The organism is Dyella sp., assembly GCF_051954575.1.
Taxonomy (GTDB): Bacteria; Pseudomonadota; Gammaproteobacteria; order Xanthomonadales; family Rhodanobacteraceae; genus Dyella_B.
Genome location: NZ_JBQCHP010000082.1, coordinates 1 through 21,494 on the forward strand (window position 1 = coordinate 1; position 21,494 = coordinate 21,494).

Below are 21,494 nucleotides of genomic sequence, written 5' to 3' on the forward strand. Positions count from 1 at the left end.
AGATCGAAACCTGGCGCCGGGAATACAACGAAGAGCGACCGAAGAGGGCGCTGGGCGGACTGACACCCGACGCCTATGCAAAGCAGCTAAAGTTAACCCCGGACTCTAATTCGTCCCGCTACTGAAAACGGGGGGGCGTCGCCGAGATTGGTGGGGGCTCCAACTCTTGAGAAGATGGAGCCATGAACCAGTCGAACAAGTTCTCACCTGAGGTCATCACGTTGCCGCAAACACTCATCAACATCGCCACTTGACGCATCCAAACGCTTTTTCGGGTATGACCTCTGCCGCATAACCAAAAGCAAAAGGGAGCTGTCGATGTTTCGTTCCTTCCGCCGTGCCAGTCTGGTGCTCGCGTTTTGCACTGCAACGATCGTCGCCTTCGCTGCTGAAGCACAGAAACCAACCACCCCCGTCGACTGGGTCAACACTTTCATCGGCACCGGCGGCGAAGGCGCGGAATACGGCGGCACGATGCCGTTCGTCACCACGCCGTTCGGCATGACGAACTGGACGGCGCAGACGCGGCAGAACCGCATCAGTGTGAGTTCCTACGAATACGACGATACCTATATCCAGGGCTTTATCGGCACGCATCAGCCGGCGATCTGGATGGGCGATTACGGCTACGTCACGCTGATGCCGGAAATGGACACGACCAATTACGCGCCGGAAGCGCGCCGGCTTGCCTTTACGCATCGGGACGAGGTCAGCACGCCGTATTACTACGCGGTGAAGATGGGGCCTGATCCGGCGCACAAGATTCTGGCCGAGATGACGGCGAGCGATCATGCGGGATATCTGCGCTTTACCTATCCGCATGGGTCCAAAGCGAACGTACTGATCGAGGCAACGCGTCCGGGCATCGAGGGCTTCGTCAGCATCGATGCCGGCCGCAATGAGATCGTCGGTTACAACCCCGATCGCATGGATGCGCATCTCGGTCCGCTGGCGCTGAAAAACTTCAAAGGTTATTTCGTGGTGCGCTTCAAGCAGCCCTTCGCGGCGGCGAAGGTCTACGAAGGCGTGCTCACCTGGCCGGATAAAAAGGAAGTCAAAGGCGATAACGTCGGCGCGCTGGCGAGCTTCGATACCAGCCACGGCGAAATCGTGGATGCGCAAGTAGGCACGTCTTTCATCAGCATCGAACAGGCGCGCGCCAACCTCGATGCGGAGATGCCAAGCTGGAATTTCGAACGTATCCGCGATGCCTTGAAGGCCACGTGGAACCAGAAGCTGGACATCGCTTCGATCGAAGGCGCGAGCGACGATCAGCGACGCATCTTCTACACCGGCCTGTATCACGCCCTGCTCTACCCCAAACTGTTCTCCGAGCACGGCCGCTACTACAGCGCGTTCGATGACCAGGTGCATGACGGCGTTTCGTATACCGCGTATTCGATCTGGGATACGTTCCGCGCCGAAAACAGCCTGCTGACGATTTTCGCGCCGGAGCGTATGGATGGCATGGTGCAGGCGCTGCTGCAGGATTATCGCGAAGGCGGCTGGATGCCGAAATGGCCCAATCCGTCCTACACCAACATCATGATCGGCACGCATGCCGATTCGCTGGTGGCCGAAGCGATCAACAAGGGTTTCAAGGGCTTCGATTACCAGCTCGCCTATCAGGCCGTGCACAAAGATGCGACGATGCCGCCCGATGGCGACACCACCCGCCGCTGGTTCGACCGCGAACCGCATACGCCGTACGAAGGCCGCGCCGGGCTCACCTACGCGAAGACGCTGGGTTATATCCCGGCCGACAAGATTTCCGAATCGGCTTCCAGTACGCAGGAGGAAGCCTACGACGATTACGCTGTCGCCCAGGTTGCCAAAGCGGCAGGCAAGCACGACGACTACGAGTTTTTCATGAAGCGCTCCGCCAATTACCGCAAGCTGTTCAATTCGGCGCGCGGTTTCATGCAGGCGAGGAACATGGATGGCACCTGGGCATCGCCCGACGAGGGTTGGACCGAAGGCGACCAATGGGTGTATCTGTTCGCCGCCTTGCACGATGTGCCTGGCGTGGTGAAGCTGCTGGGTGGACCGCAGGCCGCAGCGGCCAAGCTCGACGCGCATTTCAACGGCGGCCATAACCGTCACGACAACGAGCCCAGCCATCACTACGGGTATCTCTACGATTTCACCGGCGAGCCCTGGAAAACGCAGGCGCGCGTGCGCGAAATCGCGCGCGATGCGTATTCGAATACGCCCAACGGCGTGCTCGGCAATGAAGATTGCGGACAGATGTCGGCGTGGTACATCTTCACGGCCATAGGTTTCTATCCGCTCAATCCGGCATCGGGCGACTACGTCATCGGCAGTCCGCTGTTTAGCCGCGTCATGTTGAATCTTCCCAATGGCAAGCATTTGGAGATCACCGCAGCTGGAAACTCCGATCGCAACGTCTATATCCAATCGGTGACGCTCAACGGCAAGCCGCTGGACCAGCCGATCATCTCCTACGCGCAGATCGAAGCGGGCGGCAGCTTGCATTTCGAGATGGGGCCCAAACCTTCAAGCTGGGCTGCCGGCTGGCATCCGCAGGCGCTGCCGTAGGCGCGCGTCGAATACCCTGAAAAAAAGCCATCACCATCGAGGATATCGTCATGACGCTACCCATTCGAACGCTCGGCACTCAAGGATTAAAAGTTTCCGCCATCGGCCTGGGCTGCATGGGCATGAGCCAGTTCTATGGTCCGGCCGATGAGGGCGAATCGATCGCCACCCTGCATCGGGCGATCGAACTGGGTTGCACTTTTCTGGATACGGCGGAAGTTTACGGGCCGTTCGTCAACGAAGAATTGCTCGGGCGTGCCCTGGCGGGCAAGCGAGACAAGGTCGTGCTGGCGACCAAGTTCGGTTTCCAGATCGAAGGCAAGCAGCTCAATGGCGTGAACAGTCGGCCTGAACATATCCGCGCAGTCGTCGACGGTTCGCTTCAGCGTCTACGCACCGATCATATCGACCTGCTCTATCAGCACCGCGTCGATCCCAACGTGCCGATCGAGGATGTGGCCGGCACAGTCGGCGACTTGGTGAAACAGGGCAAGGTGCACTACTTCGGCCTGTCCGAGGCGGGAGCCAGCACGATCCGCCGCGCGCATGCCGTCCATCCGGTTTCGGCGCTGCAAAGCGAATACTCGCTGTGGGAACGCAATCTGGAGCAGGACATCATTCCCCTGCTCGATGAATTGAACATCGGTCTGGTGGCGTTCTCTCCGTTGGGCCGCGGTTTCCTCACCGGCGCCGTCAAGCGCGCGGAGGAGTATCCGGAAGACGACTACCGTCGCAACGATCCGCGTTATCAAGGCGAGAACTACGACGCGAACGCTCAGGCCGCGCAAGTCGTGCGCGACATCGCCGGCGAACTGCATGGCAAGCCCGGCCAGATCGCGCTCGCCTGGCTGCTGCACAAGGGCGAGCACATCGTGCCGATTCCCGGCACCAAGCGGCGAAGCTATCTGGAAGAGAACATTGCCGCGGCATCCATCGCGCTCACTGCCGCGCATATGCGCGCGCTGGATGAAGCCTTGGCGCCCGGCAAGACCGCCGGCCCACGCTATACCGAAAAAATGATGTCGCTGGTCGATCGCTGAGCAATCTTGCCGGCTCATGTCGTAGGCAAGCGCGCGGTGGCCCTGAAACCGCCATCGCGCCGTCCCCATTGCAAGCCGCCTTGCAATTGGACTGGCGATCGTGCCGCGCTCGCGGCACACTCGGCAGCGTGACAAAGGGGGCTTTCATGACAGGCGCGACCCGGCTTTTCCTCAGCTGCATGGCATGGCTTTCGCTCGCCCAACTGCCGGTTTGCGCACACGCGCAAACCGATGCGTGGCGAGCGCAGATGCAACGTCGTCAAGCCATGCAATCCCAACAGATCGGGGCGACGTTGCCCGCTTCGGTCCAGGTGATCCGCGACGTGCACTATGGCGACGATCCGCAACAGCGCCTGGATGTCTACGCGCCGCAGCATGCCGAGCATGCACCGGTCATTCTGCTGGTGCACGGAGGGGCCTGGGCATTCGGTGACAAGGCCGTACGCAACGTGATCGAAAACAAGGTCGGCCGCTGGGTACCGCGAGGATTCGTCGTCATCTCCATCAATTACCGCATGCTGCCGCAGACACCGCCGCTGACGCAGGCCGGCGACGTGGCGCAAGCGCTGGCCTACGCACAGCAGCACGCCAGGCAATGGGGTGGCGATCCTGGCGCTTTCATCTTGATGGGGCATTCGGCCGGCGCGCATCTGGTGGCCTTGCTCAGCGCCGAACCGTCGATCGGCAAGCGCTACGGCGTCGCGCCGTGGTTGGGCACCATCTCGCTGGACAGCGCCGCGTTGAACGTCGTGGCCATCATGCAGGCGCGTCATCTGCCGCTCTACGATCGCGCATTCGGAAGCCAGAGCAGCGATTGGATCGCCGCTTCGCCGTTGCAGCAGTTGCACGAGCGCATCGTGCCGTTTCTCGCCGTATGCTCCAGCCAGCGTCGGAATTCCTGCCCGCAGGCGCACAACTTCGTGGAGAAAGCCACCTCGTTCGGCACGCCCGCATCGGTGGTCGAACAGGATCTGACACATGAACAGATCAACGAGCGCCTTGGCCTGGATTCTGACTACACGCGACAGGTCGAAGCCTTCATGCGCAAGCTGTCGCCCTCCGTTGCACAAGCCCTCAACCGTTGATGGGCATAGCATGAACGGAACCCTATCCCGCTAATCTTTTCTTCACCATGGATTGATCGCAGCCGACCAACACTCGTTCCACTCAGAGGCAACGAGGGTAAGGTCCGTGAAGAAGATCGTTTCAATGACCATCGCGTTGGCGCTGGGGTGTGTGGGCGTGGCCATGGCGCAGGAGCATCCAGCGCTGACCGAACAGCAGATCGTTACGCAACTCACGCAGCAGGGTTATACCGACGTCCACGACGTCGACTTCAGGGATGGCGTGTGGACCGCGCGTGCGCGCAGCGGCGATGGCGCCCACGTGAAATTGCGCGTGGACCCAACTACCGGCATGGCTTATCCGAACAAGCAAGTCTCGCGCATCAACGAAAAGGATATCCGCGCCATGCTTTCTTCGCAGGGCTACACGCACGTGCATGACGTGGACTTCAACCACGGCGTTTGGACAGCCAAAGCCAGGAACAGCGCGGGGGCGCGCGTTACACTGCAGATCGATGCCGATTCGGGACGCATCATCGGCATGAACTAGGGCCTGTTTACACTATTTGCGAAGTCCGTGCGTGCATTCGCCAGTCGCGTGAGGCAATGCGCCAGCGACGGGCACACCGGCCTCATCACAGCGACGTCGTAAGATTCGTCACCCAATCAGGCAGCACGCCGATCACGGCCGTTTCCAGATTGCGATCGGCGCCGGTGATGATCATCACGCCCACCAGCACGATCAGTGCGCCGAGCACGCGCCGGCCGCGCGTGCCCGCCGACATCATCCGGCTGCGCCAGCGGGCCAGCACGTTCTGCGCGAGCATCGCCATCACCAGCAGCACGCTGGCGATGCCGAGCGCAAAAGCACCCATCACAATGGCTACCTGGCCCAGATCCTTGCCTTGCGCCGCGAGCACGGTAGCTGCGCCCAGCGTCGGCCCCACACAAGGGCTCCAGACCAGGCCAAGCAATACGCCGATGCCGGCCTGCCCGGCCAGACCGAAACCTTCCAGCCGCGCCTGGCGCTCGCCCGCCCAATTGGCGAGCGGGCCGGCGGCATGCTCGAACAAACCCTGCAGCTTTGGCACGACAAGCACCACGCCTACGACCAGCAGCAGCGCCGCGCTCCATACGCGAATCGTTTCCGTGCTCAAGCCGATCGATGCGCCGAGCGTGGCAATCAGGAAACCGGTGAACGTGAACGACACCACCAAACCTGTCGACAAGGCCAACGGCCCCCAGCGGTGGCGTTGCGCCGCACTGCCGAGCACGATGGGAATGAGGGGGATCACGCATGGCGAAAGTATGGTCAGCGCGCCCGCGGCGTAGGCGAAGACCGGATTGAGGCCGGCGCTCATGGCGTGACCTCTGCCGCCGGCGATGCGATGGAACGAACGAACATGATGGACTCCTGTGCACTCATCGTCTGTTCGCTCCGGCCGTGTGTGCGGTTACCGCTGTAACTCCTAATCAGGCGTAGCGAATAGCCAGGAGCATCCCCCTCAACAAGGATTCGCTCATGTCTTTGCTTCCCAAATTTTCCGCCCTGCTGCTCGGCATTGCCTTGGCCGCGCCGGCGATCGCGCAACCCATCCAGCCTTTCAGCACCGCGGCGCTCAAGGCCGCCCAGGCCAAAGGCCAATCCGTACTGGTGGACGCCTACGCCAGCTGGTGTCCGATCTGCCGCAAGCAGGAGCCCATCATCAACGCGTTGAGCAAAGATCGGGCATTCGACAAGCTGCTGATCCTCCGGCTCGACTACGACAACCAGAACGCGGAGAAACGCGAACTGGGCATTGTGCAGCAAAGTACCCTGATCGCCTTCGATGGCGGCAAGGAAACCGGGCGCATGGTCGGCGTGACGGATGCCGAACAGATCAAGGCGCTGGCCAAGTCGGCCTTGCCCTGATCCCTGGCACGTCGCTCATGCATGAGCCGCCTGAGCGCCAGTGCACAGGTGCATTGCGATCGTCACATATGCATCACGCATCGCCATCGTAATGACGCATGAAGATAATCCTGGCGTCATCCGCGCAGGCAATGCTTTCACCATCGGATCGAGAGAATGTCCCGATGGTGTCGCAGTACGTTTTTCCCTCCAGCCGGGGCCTGTTCCGCATCGTGAAGCATGGGCGCCGTTGGCGCTCGCTGATCGAGGCACGCGAAGTGGCCCGCCACGATTCGGCCGAAGCCGCGCTCGATGCATTGCGCGATGCGTGGCCCCATGCCCGTCTGCCACAAATGCTGAGCCAATGGCGCTACGTCGCCGAAGCCGCCTATCTGCCGCATGCCAGGCTGGCGCGGGCCACCAATGGTTTCAGAGTTACTGGCATCGACCCGTCGCAACCGCGTGTGCGCCGCTCGCGACGCGCACCGGGCCGGCCAAGCCGTGACGTGACTGATCACGGATGATCGGTCACGGCCTTGATTCATCCGAATAGCTTGCGTCCTGCAAGATTGACGAATCAGCCGATCGCCGTACGTATCAGCATGGCATGTCGCCCGAATGAAACCTTCGCGAAGCCGTGCGCGTCGTTTTTTCTCATTCCTGCGCGTTGATCACTTCCAGAAAATCGCGGCCGTAACGCTTGAGCTTCGCCTCGCCCACGCCACTGATCGAGGCAAGCTCTTCTTCATTTGCCGGCATCGCGCGCAACATGGCCAGCAAGGTGGCGTCGTGAAAGATCACGTACGCCGGCACGCCATGCTGCTTGGCCAGACGCGCGCGCAGCGAACGCAACGCATCCCACATTGGTTGCTCGTAGGCTTCGATCCCCAGGCTTGCGCCGGTGATCAACTGGCTGTCGCGGCGGCGTGATGCGCGACGCGCGGGGCGCGTTTCCTCGCGCATGTGCACGTCCTGCTTGCCGGTCAGCACGTCGCGGCTGCGGGCGGTGAGGCGCAAGGTTCCATAGCCTTCCGCGTCCGTCGCCAGCAAGCCGGCAGCAAGCAGTTGGCGAAATACCGAGCGCCATTGCTTTTCGTCCATGTCGGCGCCGATGCCGAAGGTGCTCAAGCGATCGTGTCCGAGCTGGCTCATGCGTTCGCTGTCGATGCCGCGCAGGATGTCGATCACGTGTCCCGCGCCGAAACGCTGGCCACTGCGATACACGGCCGACAAGGCCTTCTGTGCCGAAACGGTCGCGTTCCAGGTCTTGGGCGGCTGCAAGCAGTTGTCGCAGTTGCCGCAGGGACCTTGGAACGATTCACCGAACGCGGCCAGCAACATTTCGCGCCGGCATTGCGTGGCTTCGGCGTAACTCAGCAGCGAATCCAGTTTCGAACGCTCGATGCGCTTGCGTTCATCGCCCGATTCGGACTGCGCAATCATCTGGCTCATCGTGACCACATCGGACAGGCCGTAGATCATCCATGCTTCGGCCGGCAGACCATCGCGACCTGCGCGCCCGGTTTCCTGGTAATAGCCTTCCATGCTGCGCGGCAGATCCAGATGCGCGACGAAGCGCACGTCGGGCTTGTCGATGCCCATGCCGAAGGCGACCGTCGCCACCATCACCACGCCGTCTTCGCGCAGGAAACGCTGCTGGTTCGCCATGCGCGTGGCCGCATCCAGGCCGGCGTGATACGGCAGCGCTTCGATGCCCGCCTCACTCAACCATGCAGCGGTTTCATCTACCTTGCGGCGACTCAGGCAGTAGACGATGCCGGCATCGCCGCGATGGCCATCGAGAAATCCCATCAACTGGCTGCGCGGGTTGTGGCGCTGAGTAACCGTGTATCGGATGTTCGGGCGATCGAAACTGGAAACGAACTGGCGCGCATCCTGCAGCACCAGGCGCTCGACGATTTCATCGCGTGTGCGCGGATCGGCGGTGGCCGTGAGCGCGATACGCGGCACGTCCGGATAGCGCTGGTGCAGGATCATCAGCTCGCGGTATTCCGGGCGGAAATCGTGGCCCCATTGCGATACGCAGTGCGCTTCGTCGATGGCGAACAGCGCCACTTCCGTGCGATCGAGCAATTCCTGGAAGCGCCCGGTAAGCAGACGCTCTGGCGCCACGTACAGCAGGTTCAATTCACCGGCCGACAGCTTGCGCTCCACTTCGCGTTGTTCTTGCGCGTCGAGGCTGGAATTGAGATAGGCCGCGGCCACGCCGGCTTCGCGCAGTGCGTCCACCTGGTCGTGCATCAAGGCGATCAGCGGCGACACGACGATGCCGGTTCCCTGCCGCAGCAGCGCGGGAATCTGGTAGCACAACGACTTGCCGCCACCGGTCGGCATCAGCACCAGCGCATCGCCGCCTTCGGCCATGTGCTCGACGATGGCCTGCTGGTGGCCGCGAAAGTGGGCGTAACCGAAAACGGTTTGAAGGATGTGGAGAGGCGTGGGGGGCATCGTCAAAGGAAAACAGGAGAGACGCACAGCGTTGCGGCGGCGTCGCGCCGGGTCAAGTGATGGCGTTTGATTGCTTGCGTCACCTTCGCAAGCATGCCGATGCGAGCGAATGCCTCCATGCTGCTTCAAACAACATATTCTCCATTCGCTACTTCAATCCCCACAACTCCCGATCCACATCGGCATCCAGCCCGAAGCGCGCCAACGGCACGCGGCCGTTCTTCACCTCGATACCCTCGGCGCGCAGCAGCCGGCATTGCTCGCGAAATCCGCGGCTGCCAGGCGGCATCGCGATCTGGCCGCTGGAGCGCAGCACGCGGAACCACGGCAGCTTCATGCCATCGGGCACTTCGCCCAGCAGGCGCCCGACCAGGCGTGCCCGCCCCGGCAATCCCGCCCGCGCCGCGATGGCGCCGTAGCTGGCGACGCGGCCGGGCGGAATGGCGGCGATGGCCGCATAGACTTTCAGGTACTCCTTTTTCATCACCGCGTGCACCATGACGAAGCTCGTGGCAGAGTAGCAGCGGTCCGCCTTCGCTCCGGATAGCCGCATGCATCACTTCGAAGCCGTGCGTTCATTGATTGGCAGCCTGCATACCTTGCGGCGCAACGATCCGTACGTGATCAGTTTCGACATGACGCTGCCGCACGGCCGTCACCAGGGCATGTACCTGGCCGAACTGGAAGACGAGAACGGCCGCCGGTACCTGCGCATCTCCACCCCGATCGGCCCGCTGTCGGGCGCCGATCCCAAGCGCTGCCTGCGTTTCAACTGGGAGCAGCGCGTGGGTTTCCTGGCGGTGGCGGACCTGGACGGCTCACCCTATCTGCACCTGTGCGAGAACCGGCCGTACGAGCTGGTCAATGGGCAGGAGCTGATGCGGCTGATCACCGAACTGGGCTCGCTGGGCGATCAACTGGAGCAGATGATCGTCAACGAGGGCGACAGCCTGTAGGTTGGGGTGCAAACCCCAACCCCGCGATTCTGTGTGCATGGCGATGTTGGGGTTTGCACCCCAACCTACCCGAACTGACGGGCCAGGTAGACGAATCCGTACGCGACCACCGCCGTCACCGGCAGGGTGAGTATCCACGCCCACACCATGCGTTCCACCACCGACCAGCGGATGGCGTTGAAGCGCTTGGCCGCACCCACGCCCATGATCGAGGACGACACCACGTGGGTGGTCGACACCGGCAGGCCGAACGTCGACGCGGCCAGGATCACCAGCGCGGAGCTGCCTTCGGCCGCGAAACCGTTGATCGGATGCAGCTTTACCATCTTGTGACCGAGCGTCTTGATGATGCGCCAGCCGCCGCCGGCGGTGCCGCCGGCCATGGTCAGCGCGCACACGGCCGCCACCCAGTGCGGCACCGCGAAACCGCCCGCGGTGGAAGCATGGATGCGCAGGAACGACAACCACTCGGGCAACTGATCGAACTGGCCGGCCGTCGTAGCGCTGGCCAGCGCCAGCGCGATGATGCCCATGCTCTTCTGCGCATCGTTCATGCCGTGCGCCAACCCCATCGCGCTGGCGGAAAGAATCTGCACCTTGCCGAAGAAGCTGTTCACGAACGGCGTACGCCCCAGGCTGCGCAGCACGCCCTTGCGGCTGGCGAACCAGGCCAGCAGGCCGTACAGGGCGCCCATCAACAGGAAGCCGAGCAGGAAGCCCATCACCGGCGACACCACCATCGGCATCACCACCTTCGGCAGTACGCCCTTGCCTTCCCACCAGTGCGCGCCGCCCTGCGCCCAGATCACCGCCGCGAAACGCCCGCCGGACTCGGCGATCGCCGCGCCCACCAGCGCCCCCACCAACGCATGGCTGGAACTGGAAGGCAGGCCCAGCCACCAGGTGATGAGGTTCCACACGATCGCCGCCAGCAGCGCGCAGATCAGGAGTTCCGGCCCCGCCGGCACCACGCCGGTATTGACGATGCCGGCCGCGATGGTGGCCGCCACCGCGGTGCCCCACATGGCGCCGATCAGGTTGGTCACCGCCGCCAGCAGTACGGCCTGGCCAGGCGACAGCACCTTGGTAGCCACCACCGTGGCGATGGAGTTGGCGGTGTCGTGAAACCCGTTGATGTAGGTGAAGACCAGCGCGATCAGCACGACCGCAACGACAAGGCCCAGGCTCATGCGTGCGCTCCCGGCCCGTCAGGAATTTTTCAGGACGATGGACTAGACGATGTTGCCGACGTCGCGGCACTTGTCGATGGCCTTCTCGATGAGCTCGAACAGATCCTTCGCCAGCATCGCGCGCATGGCGTCATTACCTTCCAGGTAAAGCGTGCGATAAGGCGCGAGCAGCATGCGGTCGCCTTCCGATTCCAGCGTCTGCAGGCGATCCTGCAGTTTCTTCACCGGATCGATGCGCAGGCCGCGGCGTAGCTCGCCGATCATCTCCGCGATCACGTCGGTGGCGCGCGTCAGCACCAGCGCGCGCTGGGCGAAATCCACGCCCTCCAGACGGCCGGCGACGATTTCGTAGCGTTCGGCGAATTTCTCCACGCTCTTGGGAATCTTGTACAGCGCGGAGTTGAGCGCCTCGATGTCCTCGCGATCGAGCGCGGTGACGAAGGTGTTCACGAGTTCCTCACTGATCTGGCCGGCCAGCGCCTTTTCGCGCGAACGGGCAGCGGCGAAGGCGGCCATCACTGGCGCGTGATCGGCCTGGCTGACCAGTTCGTGCAGGGCCTTGGCGCTTTCGCGGGCGGCCTCGGCGCTCTGTTCCAGCAGGCCGTAGAACTTGTCGCCTTTGCCGAAAATCGTCTGGAGAGAAAACATGCAGAGGCGCCCTGGAAACGAGAAAGAGGTGAAAATATTTCGCAAATGTTACAGGACCGCCCAGCCATGCCGCATCACCCGGGGCGTTTTGGGATATCGCCGGACAGCCGGCAAGGAAAGCGCCTGCCGGCGTTCGCCTCGCCCGATCCGCCGCGCAACTGCCAGCGCCGGCGTCGACCAGGCCGTCCTCGGCGACTGCTCACGCGGGCCGCCGTGCCTTACACTCCCGGCATGCCCGCACCCGATGCCCTGTCGCGATGCTGACCACACTCGCGCTCGTCCTGCTCCTCGCCCTCTTCAACGGTTTCTTTGCGCTTTCGGAAATGGCGCTGGTGGCCTCGCGCAAGAGCCGCCTCAAGCAGATGGCCCGCACCAGCCGCCGCGCCGGCATTGCGCTCCGTCATGCCGAGGCGCCGGAACATTTCCTGTCCACCGTGCAAGTGGGCATCACCTTGGTAATGCTGATCACCGGTGCGGTGGCCGGCGATGCCATCGGCACGCAGATCGGCAACATGCTGCATGGCGGCAGCATTGCGTGGCTCGCGCCATACACGCGGGTGATTGGCATCGTGCTGGGCTTCGTGGTGATCTCGTTCATCCAGATCGTGGTCGGCGAACTGGTGCCCAAGCGCCTGGCGCTGTCGGCGCCGGAAAAGGTGTCGAGCATCGTCGCCATGCCAATGCTCATCCTTTCGCGCGCCACCGCGCCGTTCGTGTGGACGCTCAACCGCTCCAGCGGCGTGCTGCTGAAACTGATGCGCGTGCAGCATCGCGGTGACAGCGCCGCCACCGAAGAGGAAATCCGCCTGCTGGTGGCCGAGAGCGCCGAGCAGGGCGTGCTCGACGCCGACGAACAGGCCATGGTCAACCGCGTGCTGCGCCTGGGCGATCGCACGGTGGACAGCGTGATGACCCCGCGCATGCGCATCGCCTGGCTGGACATGGATGCGCCGCTGGAGGAAAACCTCGAGGTGCTGCGGCACACCTCCTACTCGCGTTATCCCGTCTACCGCGGCGATGAAAGCGACGTGGTCGGCGTGATGGAAGTGAAGAACCTGCTCGGCGGCATCACCCTGGGCAAACCGGAACTGTTTCGCACGCTGGCCAAGCCGCTATACGTACCGGCCACCGCGCGCGCGCTGGACCTGCTGGAAGAATTCCGCGACGCGGAAACGCCGATGGCACTGGTAGTGGACGAGTACGGCGACATCGATGGCGTGGTGACACTCAACGACCTGCTCGCCGCAGTGGTCGGCGCCAGCCAGCTCGGCCATGGCGGCGGCGGCGAAGAGAACTCGCCGATCGTGCAGCGCGAAGACGGAAGCTGGCTGATCGACGGCGCGATCTCTACCGACGACCTGCGCGAGCTACTGCACCTGGACCAGCTGCCCGGCGAAGACGAGCACGATTTCCGCACCGCCGCCGGTATGGTGATGGCGGCGCTGGGGCATATTCCGGTCACCGGCGAAGTGTTCGCCTGGCGCGGCATTCGGTTTGAAGTGGTGGATCTGGACGGCGCGCGCATCGACAAGCTGCTGGTGACGCCGGCACCGCGGATCGAACTGGGCGACGACGAACAGTAGGTTGGGGTGCAAACCCCAACACTCGGCATCTACATACATGGCTACGTTGGGGTTTGCACCCCAACCTACGGCTTCTTTTCGCCGGCGAGCTTTGCCATGCGCTGCGCATCGGCCAATATCCCATGCACCATGCGCAACTCACGCTCATCCATCTGCGCGCGCTGAAACAGCTTGCGCAAACGCAGCATGATCATGGTCGGCGAGCGGCCCTTGTGGAAATCGATGTCATCCAGCGTCTGCGCGAGGTGCTCGTAGAAGCGCTCCATCTGCGCCGCATCGGCGGGCGGTTCGTCATGCAACGGCGGGGGCGCGGGGATGTTCTCGCCTAGCGAGGCCACGCGTAGTTCATACGCCATCACCTGCACGGCCTGCGCGAGGTTGAGTGAGCTGAAATCGTCCACGCTGGGGATGCGCACCATCGCATGGCAGCGCGCGAGTTCTTCGTTCTCCAGGCCGGTGCGCTCGTTGCCGAACACCAGGGCTACTTGTTCCCCGCGCGCGGCGGCGGCAAGCGCTTGCGCGACGGCTTCGCGCGGCGTCAGCTCGGGCAAGTTCACGCCGCGGCGGCGCGCGGAAAGACCGAGCGCCAAGGTGGCGCCGCCCAGCGCGTCCACCAGGCCCGCATGCACGCCCGCCCCTGCCAGCACCTCGTCCGCACCGGCCGCCATGGCCGACGCCTCGCGATCCGGAAAGCGGTGCGGCGCGACCAGGTCCATGCGGGTAAAGCCCATGGTGCGCATGGCCCGCGCCGCGCTGCCGATATTTCCCGGATGGGAGGTACGAACCAGGACGAAGCGGATAAGGCTAGGAAAATCGGCAGCGGTCATGCGGCGGACATCGGGCGTTTTCGGGCTGGCAAGGATAGTGGAGGAACGCGCATCGAGGGCGCGTCCAGCCGTTCCCGCTCGCCCGTGCGTGGTCGCTCTGCTATGATCGCCGGTCGCTAACCCGTTCTTTTGCCAAGCCAAAGCCATGACCAGACCCGCCGTCAACGTCGCGGTACGCGCCGCGCGCTCCGCCGGTAACGTGATCCTGCGTTACATGAATCGCATCGATGGCCTCAACGTCGTCGAAAAACAACGCATGGACTTTGCATCCGAGGTCGACCGCCTGGCCGAGGCCGAGATCGTCAAGGAACTGCGCCGCGCCTACCCCACCCACGCCATCCTCGCCGAAGAAGGCGGCGCGATCGGCAAGAGCCCGCAGGTATGGGTCATCGATCCGCTCGACGGCACGCACAATTACCTGCGCGGCATTCCGCATTTCAGCGTGTCCATCGCCCTGCTCGACAAGGGCGAGCCGGTGTACGCGGTGGTGTTCGATCCACTGCGCGACGAGCTGTTCACCGCCAGCAAGGGTGATGGCGCCTATCTCAACGATCGGCGCATCCGCGTCAGCAAGCGCGAGGGCCTCGCCGGCGCGATGATCGGCACCGGCTTTCCCTATCGCCAGCGCGCGCATCTCGAATCGCAACTGGCGATGACGCGCTCGCTGCTCGCACAGGCCGAAGACATCCGCCGCTCCGGCTCCGCCGCGCTCGACCTGGCCTACACCGCCGCGGGCCGCTACGACGGCTTCTTCGAAATCGGTTTGAAGCCGTGGGACATGGCCGCCGGTGTACTGCTGGTGCGCGAAGCGGGTGGCCAGTACTGCGATTTCGCCGGACGTGAAGGGATTCCGGAAAGCGGCAACGTCATTGCCGGCAACCTGCATGTGGTGAAGGCGATGGTGGAAGCGATCGGCGCGCAAGCCACACCGGCGTTGCTGCGGGCCTGACGTAGGTTGGGGTGCAAATCCTGATATATCCCACGTTTTCGCTTGTCATTCCGGCGAAGGCCGGAATCCAGTGTGGATGCGTGCGAAGCACTCAACATGGGTTTTGTGTGCTGCGCACAGCGTATTTAACTGGATTCCGGCTTTCGCCGGAATGACGCCGTGATTCTTTTGATTTTGATCGACCAGCACGCAGTCGCCTGATTTTCCCGGGATTCCAAAGCAAAAACGTGGGGATATATCAGGGTGCAAACCCCAACATTCCCGCACGAACCGGCATAACGATGTTGGGGTTTGCACCCCAACCTACGCGATTTCATCCGCCCATCAGTCGAGCTCCTCGTACTGCGGCAGCTCGTCGGTGATCGTGAACCATGGCGCCTTCGAGCCGACGAAGATATGCGCCGTCGGCCGGATGGATGGTTCGTCTGTCAATGTTCCCAAGGTGACATGCACGTACTGTCCTTCGCGCACCACGGAATACAGCAGCGAGCCGCACTTCTTGCAATGTGCATCGTGCCCGCTTTCATCGCCGAAGATCATCAGGTGTTCTTGGCCTTGCACGACACGCAACCGATCACGCTCGATGCCGCCGAAGGGCTTGAAGGCGGAACCGGTGGCCTTGCGGCATTGCGAGCAATGGCAATTGAGCGCATAGCCAAAACTATCTTCCACCTCATACCGAACGGCGCCGCACAAACACTCGCCTGAAAGCTTCCGCGGGGACATGCTTGCCTCTGTGTTCATGGAAGGGTTGACGTACTGAACGCGATGCATGCGATGCGCATGCGATTATTCCGGCGCATGGCACACGGCTTCGATGTTGTGACCATCCGGATCGAGCACGAACGCGCCGTAATAATCCTGGTGGTAATGCGGGCGAAGACCTGGCGCGCCATTGTCGCGTCCACCAGCCGCGATGGCCGCGCGATGGAACGCATCGACCAGCGCGCGGCTGTTCACGCGAAAGGCGACGTGGATGGACTGCCCGCTGAGTGTACCTCTGACGATCCAGAAATCCGGCTTGGACGGTTCGCCGAATCCCGCAACATCGCTGTGCCGGGTCGCCGAAGCGGGAAATTCCATCAGCAAGGTGTAGCCGATCGGCGCAAGCGCCTTGCCATAGAACGCCTTGCTCTTCTCGAAATCACTGACGGGAACGTTAAGGTGATCGATCATGAAGCCTCCGGTCGTGCGTCTTATCGCTGAAACTCGGTGGGTCGCTCGAGCTGGTAGATCGCATCCTGGATGTCATCCAGTTTCTTGGACAGGATCGCCTGCGCATCGTACAAGCCGCGATTGTAGAAATACGCGCCGATTTCCTTCGCGAAAAAATCGAGCAGGAATTCCGCATCGAAGCTGCCGATCTGTTGCTGCAGCTCTTCGGAGAAATACAGCTTGATCTTGCGGACGATCACTTCCTTTTCGGCTTGCGAGAAGGTGATGTCGGTCGTATCCATCGCGTCATCCTCTCAATAGTCCGCGCTCTTCGCCGCCTAACCCGCTTCGCGCAGGAACGTGCGCAGAAACGGAATCGTAATGCGCCGCTGCGCCGCCAGCGAAGCCTGGTCCAGGCGATCGAGCAGATCGAGCAACGCGCCCAGGTCGCGCGCATAGCGCGCAAACAGCCAATCGAGCACGCCCTCGTCCAACTCGATGCCGCGCAGCGCGGCCTGCTGCTTGAGCACTTCCCGGCGCTCGCCATCTTCCAGTGGCTTGAGTGTGAACTGCGTGCACGCGCCCAGCCGGGAGCGCAGATCCGGCAGGCCGAGGTTGAGCTGCGCCGGCACGGCCTGCGCGGTGAAGATGAGCGCGGTGCCTTCGGCACGGGCGCGATTGTAGAGATCGAACAAGGCATGTTCGGCGTCGCGTTCGCCGGCAATGACGTCGATGTCATCGAGCGCGATGAGCTGACTGCCGGCCACGCCTCGCAGCGCCATGAAGTGTTCGTGCACGGTCTTCAAGGGCAGGTATTGCACCGTGCGGCCGGCTTCGTGCGCGACATGGCAGGCGGCCATCAACAAATGGCTTTTGCCGCTGCCGGCGGCGCCGCTCAGATACACCCAGGGCGCGCCGGGTTGCACCGCAAGCGCTTGCACTGCGGCCAATGCCGCAGCGTTGGCGCCGGCATGGAAATGCTCGAAGCGCTGGCGGCGAGGCCAGCGCAGGCCCAGCGGAAGTTGCGTTGTCATGGTTCGTCGGTGCTGCCGGCAACGTGTATGGAGGCGTCACCGCTCACCGCCACGTCCACTTCGGCAATGACGCTGTCGGGTTCGCCCATTTCGGTATACAGATCGCTTTGTCGATAGCGTTGCGCGAGATAGCGTAGCAACACCAGGATCACCGAGGCCGCCGGCAGCGCCAGCAGCACACCGAGAAAACCGAACAGGTAACCGCCCGCCAGCACAGCGAAGATCACCGCTACCGGATGCAGGCCGATTTTTTCGCCGACCAGCCGCGGCACCAGCACATAGCCTTCCAGCAACTGTCCGACGACAAACACGCCCACCACCATCAGCAGATGCGGCCAGTCGCCGTGTTGCACCAGCGAAGCAATGATCGCCGCGCCAAAACCGGTGATGAAACCGAGGTACGGCACGAAACTCAGCAAACCGGCCACCATGCCGATCAGCGGACCGACCGTGATGCCGACCAGTGTCAGCGCCACGCCGTAATAGATCGCCAACGCCAGCATCACCAGCAATTGCCCGCGCACGAAAGCGCCGAGCACCACGTCCGATTCGTGCGCCAGATGCGCCACGGTCGGCTCGACCGAACGCGGCAGCATGCGATCGATCCACGCCACCATGCGATCCCAATCGCGCAATAGATAGAACCACACCACCGGAATCAGCACCACGTTGGTCAGCCACGCGACCACGCCCAGTCCCGAGCGGGACAGCGTACCGAGCACCGAGCCGATGGAGCCGATGTGTTCCTTGATCTGTTCGACCAAGCGATCGGTATCGAACGCCTTGGGGTCCAGGTGCAGCTTGGTCTGCAGCCACGGCACCGCCTTGTCCCTGCCCCATTCCACATAGGTGGGAAAGTTCTGCACCAGGTTTTCGATCTGCCTCGCTATCAATGGCACCAGCAACAGCAGCACCGCGCAGATCACCAGGATCAGCACCACGAACACGATGCTCACCGCCAGCGTGCGTCCCAGTCCCAGCCGTTCCAGCCGATCGGCCAGCGGATCGCTGAGATAAGCCAGCATGGCGGCGATCGCGAACGGCATGAGCACGGGCGCAAGCAGCCAGATCAGCAAGCCGATGGCTACGATGATCGCCAGCATCTGCCAGCGGCGGGACGTCTCTTGGCTTATGGACACGAAAGACTCGTTCTGGAGGTACGCCGATGCATTCTACCTGCAGGGATGCGCCCGGTAGGCTGGGCAGAGCGCACATGTCATCTGCGCACACTCCACGCACGGTGGGACCAGTACCACACGTAATGCACGCCGCTCGCCACGCACAACACCGCCACCAACCAGCCGAGCGCATACGAACGCAGCGCGGGCCAGCGCGCCAGTGCCAGCAATACCGTCAACAGGTAAATGATCTGCGCCAGCGTGCAGGCTTTCGACAGCAGGCTCGGTTGCGGCTCGATCGGCCCGATCAGCACGCGCCAGGCCAATGCGCCGACGGCGATGACCGCGTCCCGGCCGCAGACGATGGAAGCCAGCCACAGCGGCACTTCCTGCCGCCAGGCGAGAATCACGAAGCAGCCGATCAGCAGCAGTTTGTCGGCGATCGCATCGAGCATGCCTCCGAGCCGGCTCTGCCAGCGATAGTGGCGCGCGAGAAAACCGTCCAGCCCATCCGACACACCCGCCACCGCCACCAGGCCCAATGCGGCTGGCCATTCCTCATGCCACAGCAACCAGCCGATCGGCGCCACCAGCAGCACGCGCAGCATGGAAATGGCGTTGGGCAGATGCCGCCAGGGAGAACGCGACGCGGCGGGCATCGCAGTGATCATGCTTTCAATGGAGCCAGCGCAGGCTGGCGTCCGCACCATCGTGAGAGCCGCCGTCCATCACGCGGCCGCCGGCCGAGAGATTGGTGACCAGATTGTCCAGTGGCATGCCGGCTTTCACCGCCAGCAGCACGCCATCGTCCTGCGCGCCGATCGTGTAGATGCTGCGCACGGAAGGAGCGGCGCGCAGCGTCGCCAGCAGGTTGGCGTAATCCATGGCCGAGTGCAGGCCGCTAACCCACAGCTTGCCGTTGACGTCGCTGGTGGCGATCACGTTCAGCGCCTGGCCGAGGCGATCGGCAGCGCCCTTGCCGGCGTCGGCGAACAGGGCGTCCGGATTGTCGCCCTGGGCATTCCAGTGTTGCGATTGGCCGCCGCTGATCAGCGTCCAGTCGCCATTGTTGCCGTGCAACTCGCCGATCAGCACCAGGCCGGTGTGGTAGAGCCGGCTGATCGCGGACAAGGCTGCCGGATCGGCGGCGGCCAGCTTGCCCAGGTCCGGAAGCTGGGCCGGATCGGCGTAGCTCACCTGATAGCCCCGCTTGCCGACCGCGCCGGTGAGCGCACCGAGCTCGTCCTTGCCGAGCAGGTGGCCATCGCCGCCCTTCACGATCAGCAAGAGCGGCGGCTTGACGCCTGCGGCGGTGGCGCCCAGCTGCGTGACCAGCCGCTGCACTGCGCCCTGGTCGAAGGTGACCGTCAGCGTGAACGTGGGCGGATTGCCGCCATCGCCCTGATACTGGAACTGCTTCACGATGCCGGCGGCATTCTGCATGGCCTCGGGATAGCCGTCCTTGCCGGTCAGGTCCTGGCCGCCCGAGACGCGCACCAGCACCTGCCCCAGGGCCGCCTGGAACGCCTGGTTGCGCTGCGTGGCGCTGGTGTCGGGCACCGGCACCACGACGGTGTAAGGCGACGGCGAGGTGGTCTGCGCCTGCGCCACCGGGACAAGCCCCAGGACGAGGCCAAGCAGCAGGAGGGCGATCGGCAGGCGTGGCAGGCGCATGAGCGTTCGGTCGTCGTAAGGGCGGGGATCGGCGGAAGTCTGCCCAATCCCACCCTTAACGTCTATCATTGGACGTTTCTTCTTTCGTCAGGTTGGCCATGTCCGACGCCCTTACCTACCGCGCCGCAGGCGTGGATATCGATGCCGGGAATGCCGTGGTCGAACGCATCAAGCCGCTGGTCAAACGCACCTTCCGCCCGGAGGTGATGGGCGGGCTCGGCGGCTTCGGCGGCTTGTTCAACCTCGGCACGCGCTACAAGGAGCCGGTGCTGGTCTCCGGCACCGACGGCGTCGGCACCAAGCTCAAGCTGGCGCAGCAGTTGAACCGCCACGACACGATCGGCATCGACCTGGTCGGCATGTGCGTGAACGACGTGCTGGTGCAAGGCGCGGAACCTTTGTTCTTTCTCGACTACTTCGCCACCGGCAAGCTCGACGTGGACACCACCGTGGCCGTGGTCGGCGGCATCGCCAAGGGTTGCGAACTGGCCGGTTGCGCGCTGATCGGCGGCGAAACCGCCGAAATGCCCGACATGTACCCGCCGGGCGAATACGACCTGGCCGGCTTCACCGTCGGCGCGGTGGAAAAGGATGCGCTGCTCAGTGGCGATGACGTCGTCGCCGGCGACGTGATCCTTGCGGTCGCTTCGTCCGGTCCGCATTCGAACGGTTATTCGCTGATCCGCAAGATCGTCGAGCGTGCCGGTAATCCATTGGATCTTGACCTGGGCGGCGTGAAACTGGCCGATGCGCTGATGGCGCCGACCACGATCTACGTGAAACCCATGTTGGAACTCTTGAAGTCGGCACCGGTGCACGGCATGGCGCACATCACCGGCGGTGGCCTGAAGGAAAACATCATCCGCGTGGTACCCGACGGCCTCGGCCTCAAGCTCGACGCCAGCACCATCGTGCTGCCGCCGGTGTTCGACTGGCTGATGCACGAAGGTAACGTCGCCCGTGAAGAAATGTGGCGCACCTTCAATTGCGGCGTGGGCTTTACCGTGCTGCTGCCGCGCGATGCGGTAAATGGCGCTACCGAGTTGCTCGCCAAGCATGGGTTGAAGAGCTGGGTGATCGGTGAAGTGGTGAAGGCGCAAGGCGACGAGCGCGTGCATATCGGCTAAGCGCGTTCTAGTCCCTCTCCCCTCCGGGGAGAGGGTTGGGGTGAGGGATCAACCTCGCGGCAAATTACAACGCTACCGCCAACAGGCGCTCTTCGTCTCAGTCACCTACAACCCTCCCCGCAAGATTTTGCCCCCCCCCCCGCCCCCCCCCCCGCGGGGGGAGGGGGGGAAAAGACGAAGCCCCAACCCCCCACAAGACGCCACGCCGGG

Annotated in this window: 24 protein-coding genes; 11 read left to right on the top strand and 13 right to left on the bottom strand. The window is 63.3% G+C overall.

Annotated elements, in window-relative coordinates:
* From ACTHNE_RS11560 to ACTHNE_RS11580, 5 genes are all read left to right on the top strand, one after another.
* Positions 1 to 125: integrase core domain-containing protein (locus tag ACTHNE_RS11560; RefSeq protein WP_440269331.1), on the top strand; the 125-nt coding region annotated here is incomplete at its 5' end.
* Positions 126 to 318: 193 nt separating this feature from the next.
* Positions 319 to 2,559 carry a GH92 family glycosyl hydrolase gene (locus ACTHNE_RS11565; protein ID WP_440269324.1) on the top strand — a complete coding sequence of 747 codons (2,241 nt, stop codon included), beginning with the start codon at positions 319 to 321 and terminating at the stop codon, positions 2,557 to 2,559.
* 50 nt (positions 2,560 to 2,609) lie between these two features.
* Positions 2,610 to 3,599, top strand: a complete 990-nt coding sequence (locus ACTHNE_RS11570; protein ID WP_324941248.1) for an aldo/keto reductase — start codon at positions 2,610 to 2,612, stop codon at positions 3,597 to 3,599.
* Between the two features lie 179 nt (positions 3,600 to 3,778).
* Positions 3,779 to 4,684 carry an alpha/beta hydrolase gene (locus tag ACTHNE_RS11575; RefSeq protein ID WP_440269325.1) on the top strand — a complete coding sequence of 302 codons (906 nt, stop codon included), beginning with the start codon at positions 3,779 to 3,781 and terminating at the stop codon, positions 4,682 to 4,684.
* A gap of 106 nt (positions 4,685 to 4,790) precedes the next feature.
* Entirely contained in the window at positions 4,791 to 5,213 is a 423-nt protein-coding gene (locus ACTHNE_RS11580) for a PepSY domain-containing protein (RefSeq protein ID WP_324941243.1), read from the top strand.
* An 85-nt stretch (positions 5,214 to 5,298) separates the two neighbouring features.
* Here ACTHNE_RS11580 and ACTHNE_RS11585 read toward each other — a convergent pair whose 3' ends face one another.
* Complete coding sequence (locus tag ACTHNE_RS11585; protein ID WP_324941240.1) at positions 5,299 to 6,024, bottom strand: cytochrome c biogenesis CcdA family protein; 726 nt, start codon at positions 6,022 to 6,024, stop codon at positions 5,299 to 5,301.
* Positions 6,025 to 6,185: 161 nt separating this feature from the next.
* Here ACTHNE_RS11585 and ACTHNE_RS11590 point away from each other — a divergent pair, with 161 nt between their 5' ends.
* Positions 6,186 to 6,575 (top strand): thioredoxin family protein, encoded by a 390-nt coding sequence (locus tag ACTHNE_RS11590; protein WP_324941238.1) that lies wholly within the window; start codon positions 6,186 to 6,188, stop codon positions 6,573 to 6,575.
* A 164-nt stretch (positions 6,576 to 6,739) separates the two neighbouring features.
* Entirely contained in the window at positions 6,740 to 7,078 is a 339-nt protein-coding gene (locus ACTHNE_RS11595; protein WP_324941234.1) for a hypothetical protein, read from the top strand.
* Between the two features lie 130 nt (positions 7,079 to 7,208).
* Here the strand turns inward: ACTHNE_RS11595 and recQ are convergent, their stop codons facing one another.
* Both recQ and ACTHNE_RS11605 read right to left on the bottom strand, forming a co-directional pair.
* Positions 7,209 to 9,023, bottom strand: coding sequence for a DNA helicase RecQ (recQ, locus tag ACTHNE_RS11600; RefSeq protein WP_324941231.1), 1,815 nt, complete (start codon positions 9,021 to 9,023; stop codon positions 7,209 to 7,211).
* 148 nt (positions 9,024 to 9,171) lie between these two features.
* Positions 9,172 to 9,507 carry an MGMT family protein gene (locus ACTHNE_RS11605; protein WP_440269326.1) on the bottom strand — a complete coding sequence of 112 codons (336 nt, stop codon included), beginning with the start codon at positions 9,505 to 9,507 and terminating at the stop codon, positions 9,172 to 9,174.
* Between the two features lie 67 nt (positions 9,508 to 9,574).
* Here ACTHNE_RS11605 and ACTHNE_RS11610 point away from each other — a divergent pair, with 67 nt between their 5' ends.
* Entirely contained in the window at positions 9,575 to 9,979 is a 405-nt protein-coding gene (locus ACTHNE_RS11610) for a hypothetical protein (protein WP_324941226.1), read from the top strand.
* 65 nt (positions 9,980 to 10,044) lie between these two features.
* Here the strand turns inward: ACTHNE_RS11610 and ACTHNE_RS11615 are convergent, their stop codons facing one another.
* Together ACTHNE_RS11615 and ACTHNE_RS11620 are read right to left on the bottom strand one after the other, a co-directional pair.
* Complete coding sequence (locus tag ACTHNE_RS11615; protein WP_440269327.1) at positions 10,045 to 11,169, bottom strand: anion permease; 1,125 nt, start codon at positions 11,167 to 11,169, stop codon at positions 10,045 to 10,047.
* A gap of 42 nt (positions 11,170 to 11,211) precedes the next feature.
* Positions 11,212 to 11,817 (bottom strand): DUF47 domain-containing protein, encoded by a 606-nt coding sequence (locus ACTHNE_RS11620; RefSeq protein ID WP_440269328.1) that lies wholly within the window; start codon positions 11,815 to 11,817, stop codon positions 11,212 to 11,214.
* A gap of 257 nt (positions 11,818 to 12,074) precedes the next feature.
* Here ACTHNE_RS11620 and ACTHNE_RS11625 point away from each other — a divergent pair, with 257 nt between their 5' ends.
* Positions 12,075 to 13,400: a hemolysin family protein gene (locus ACTHNE_RS11625; RefSeq protein ID WP_324941217.1), complete on the top strand. Its 1,326-nt coding sequence runs from the start codon at positions 12,075 to 12,077 to the stop codon at positions 13,398 to 13,400.
* A gap of 65 nt (positions 13,401 to 13,465) precedes the next feature.
* Here the strand turns inward: ACTHNE_RS11625 and ACTHNE_RS11630 are convergent, their stop codons facing one another.
* Complete coding sequence (locus tag ACTHNE_RS11630) at positions 13,466 to 14,227, bottom strand: RNA methyltransferase (RefSeq protein WP_324941214.1); 762 nt, start codon at positions 14,225 to 14,227, stop codon at positions 13,466 to 13,468.
* Positions 14,228 to 14,372: 145 nt separating this feature from the next.
* Between ACTHNE_RS11630 and ACTHNE_RS11635 the strand changes: the two genes are divergently transcribed.
* Complete coding sequence (locus tag ACTHNE_RS11635) at positions 14,373 to 15,176, top strand: inositol monophosphatase family protein (protein ID WP_324941211.1); 804 nt, start codon at positions 14,373 to 14,375, stop codon at positions 15,174 to 15,176.
* A gap of 324 nt (positions 15,177 to 15,500) precedes the next feature.
* Here ACTHNE_RS11635 and ACTHNE_RS11640 read toward each other — a convergent pair whose 3' ends face one another.
* The 7 genes from ACTHNE_RS11640 to ACTHNE_RS11670 all read right to left on the bottom strand — a co-directional run bounded on the left by ACTHNE_RS11640 (position 15,501) and on the right by ACTHNE_RS11670 (position 20,157).
* On the bottom strand, positions 15,501 to 15,950 hold the full coding sequence (locus tag ACTHNE_RS11640) for a GFA family protein (protein ID WP_440269329.1): 450 nt from the start codon (positions 15,948 to 15,950) through the stop codon (positions 15,501 to 15,503).
* A 15-nt stretch (positions 15,951 to 15,965) separates the two neighbouring features.
* Entirely contained in the window at positions 15,966 to 16,352 is a 387-nt protein-coding gene (locus tag ACTHNE_RS11645) for a VOC family protein (RefSeq protein WP_324941205.1), read from the bottom strand.
* 20 nt (positions 16,353 to 16,372) lie between these two features.
* The gene (locus tag ACTHNE_RS11650) at positions 16,373 to 16,633 is read right to left on the bottom strand and encodes a DUF2164 domain-containing protein (RefSeq protein ID WP_324941202.1); all 261 of its coding nucleotides are present in this window, start codon (positions 16,631 to 16,633) and stop codon (positions 16,373 to 16,375) included.
* 36 nt (positions 16,634 to 16,669) lie between these two features.
* Positions 16,670 to 17,365, bottom strand: a complete 696-nt coding sequence (gene hda, locus ACTHNE_RS11655) for a DnaA regulatory inactivator Hda (RefSeq protein ID WP_324941199.1) — start codon at positions 17,363 to 17,365, stop codon at positions 16,670 to 16,672.
* Positions 17,362 to 18,504: an AI-2E family transporter gene (locus ACTHNE_RS11660; RefSeq protein ID WP_324941196.1), complete on the bottom strand. Its 1,143-nt coding sequence runs from the start codon at positions 18,502 to 18,504 to the stop codon at positions 17,362 to 17,364. The genes hda and ACTHNE_RS11660 overlap by 4 nt, the downstream gene beginning before the upstream one ends.
* 77 nt (positions 18,505 to 18,581) lie before the next feature.
* Complete coding sequence (locus tag ACTHNE_RS11665) at positions 18,582 to 19,154, bottom strand: CDP-alcohol phosphatidyltransferase family protein (RefSeq protein ID WP_324941193.1); 573 nt, start codon at positions 19,152 to 19,154, stop codon at positions 18,582 to 18,584.
* A gap of 4 nt (positions 19,155 to 19,158) precedes the next feature.
* On the bottom strand, positions 19,159 to 20,157 hold the full coding sequence (locus ACTHNE_RS11670) for a DUF2066 domain-containing protein (RefSeq protein WP_440269330.1): 999 nt from the start codon (positions 20,155 to 20,157) through the stop codon (positions 19,159 to 19,161).
* Between the two features lie 98 nt (positions 20,158 to 20,255).
* On the opposite strand from ACTHNE_RS11670, the gene purM reads away from it, so the two are divergent.
* A complete protein-coding gene (purM, locus tag ACTHNE_RS11675) occupies positions 20,256 to 21,284 on the top strand; it encodes a phosphoribosylformylglycinamidine cyclo-ligase (protein ID WP_324941183.1) in 1,029 nt (342 codons plus the stop codon).
* Positions 21,285 to 21,494 lie beyond the last annotated feature (210 nt).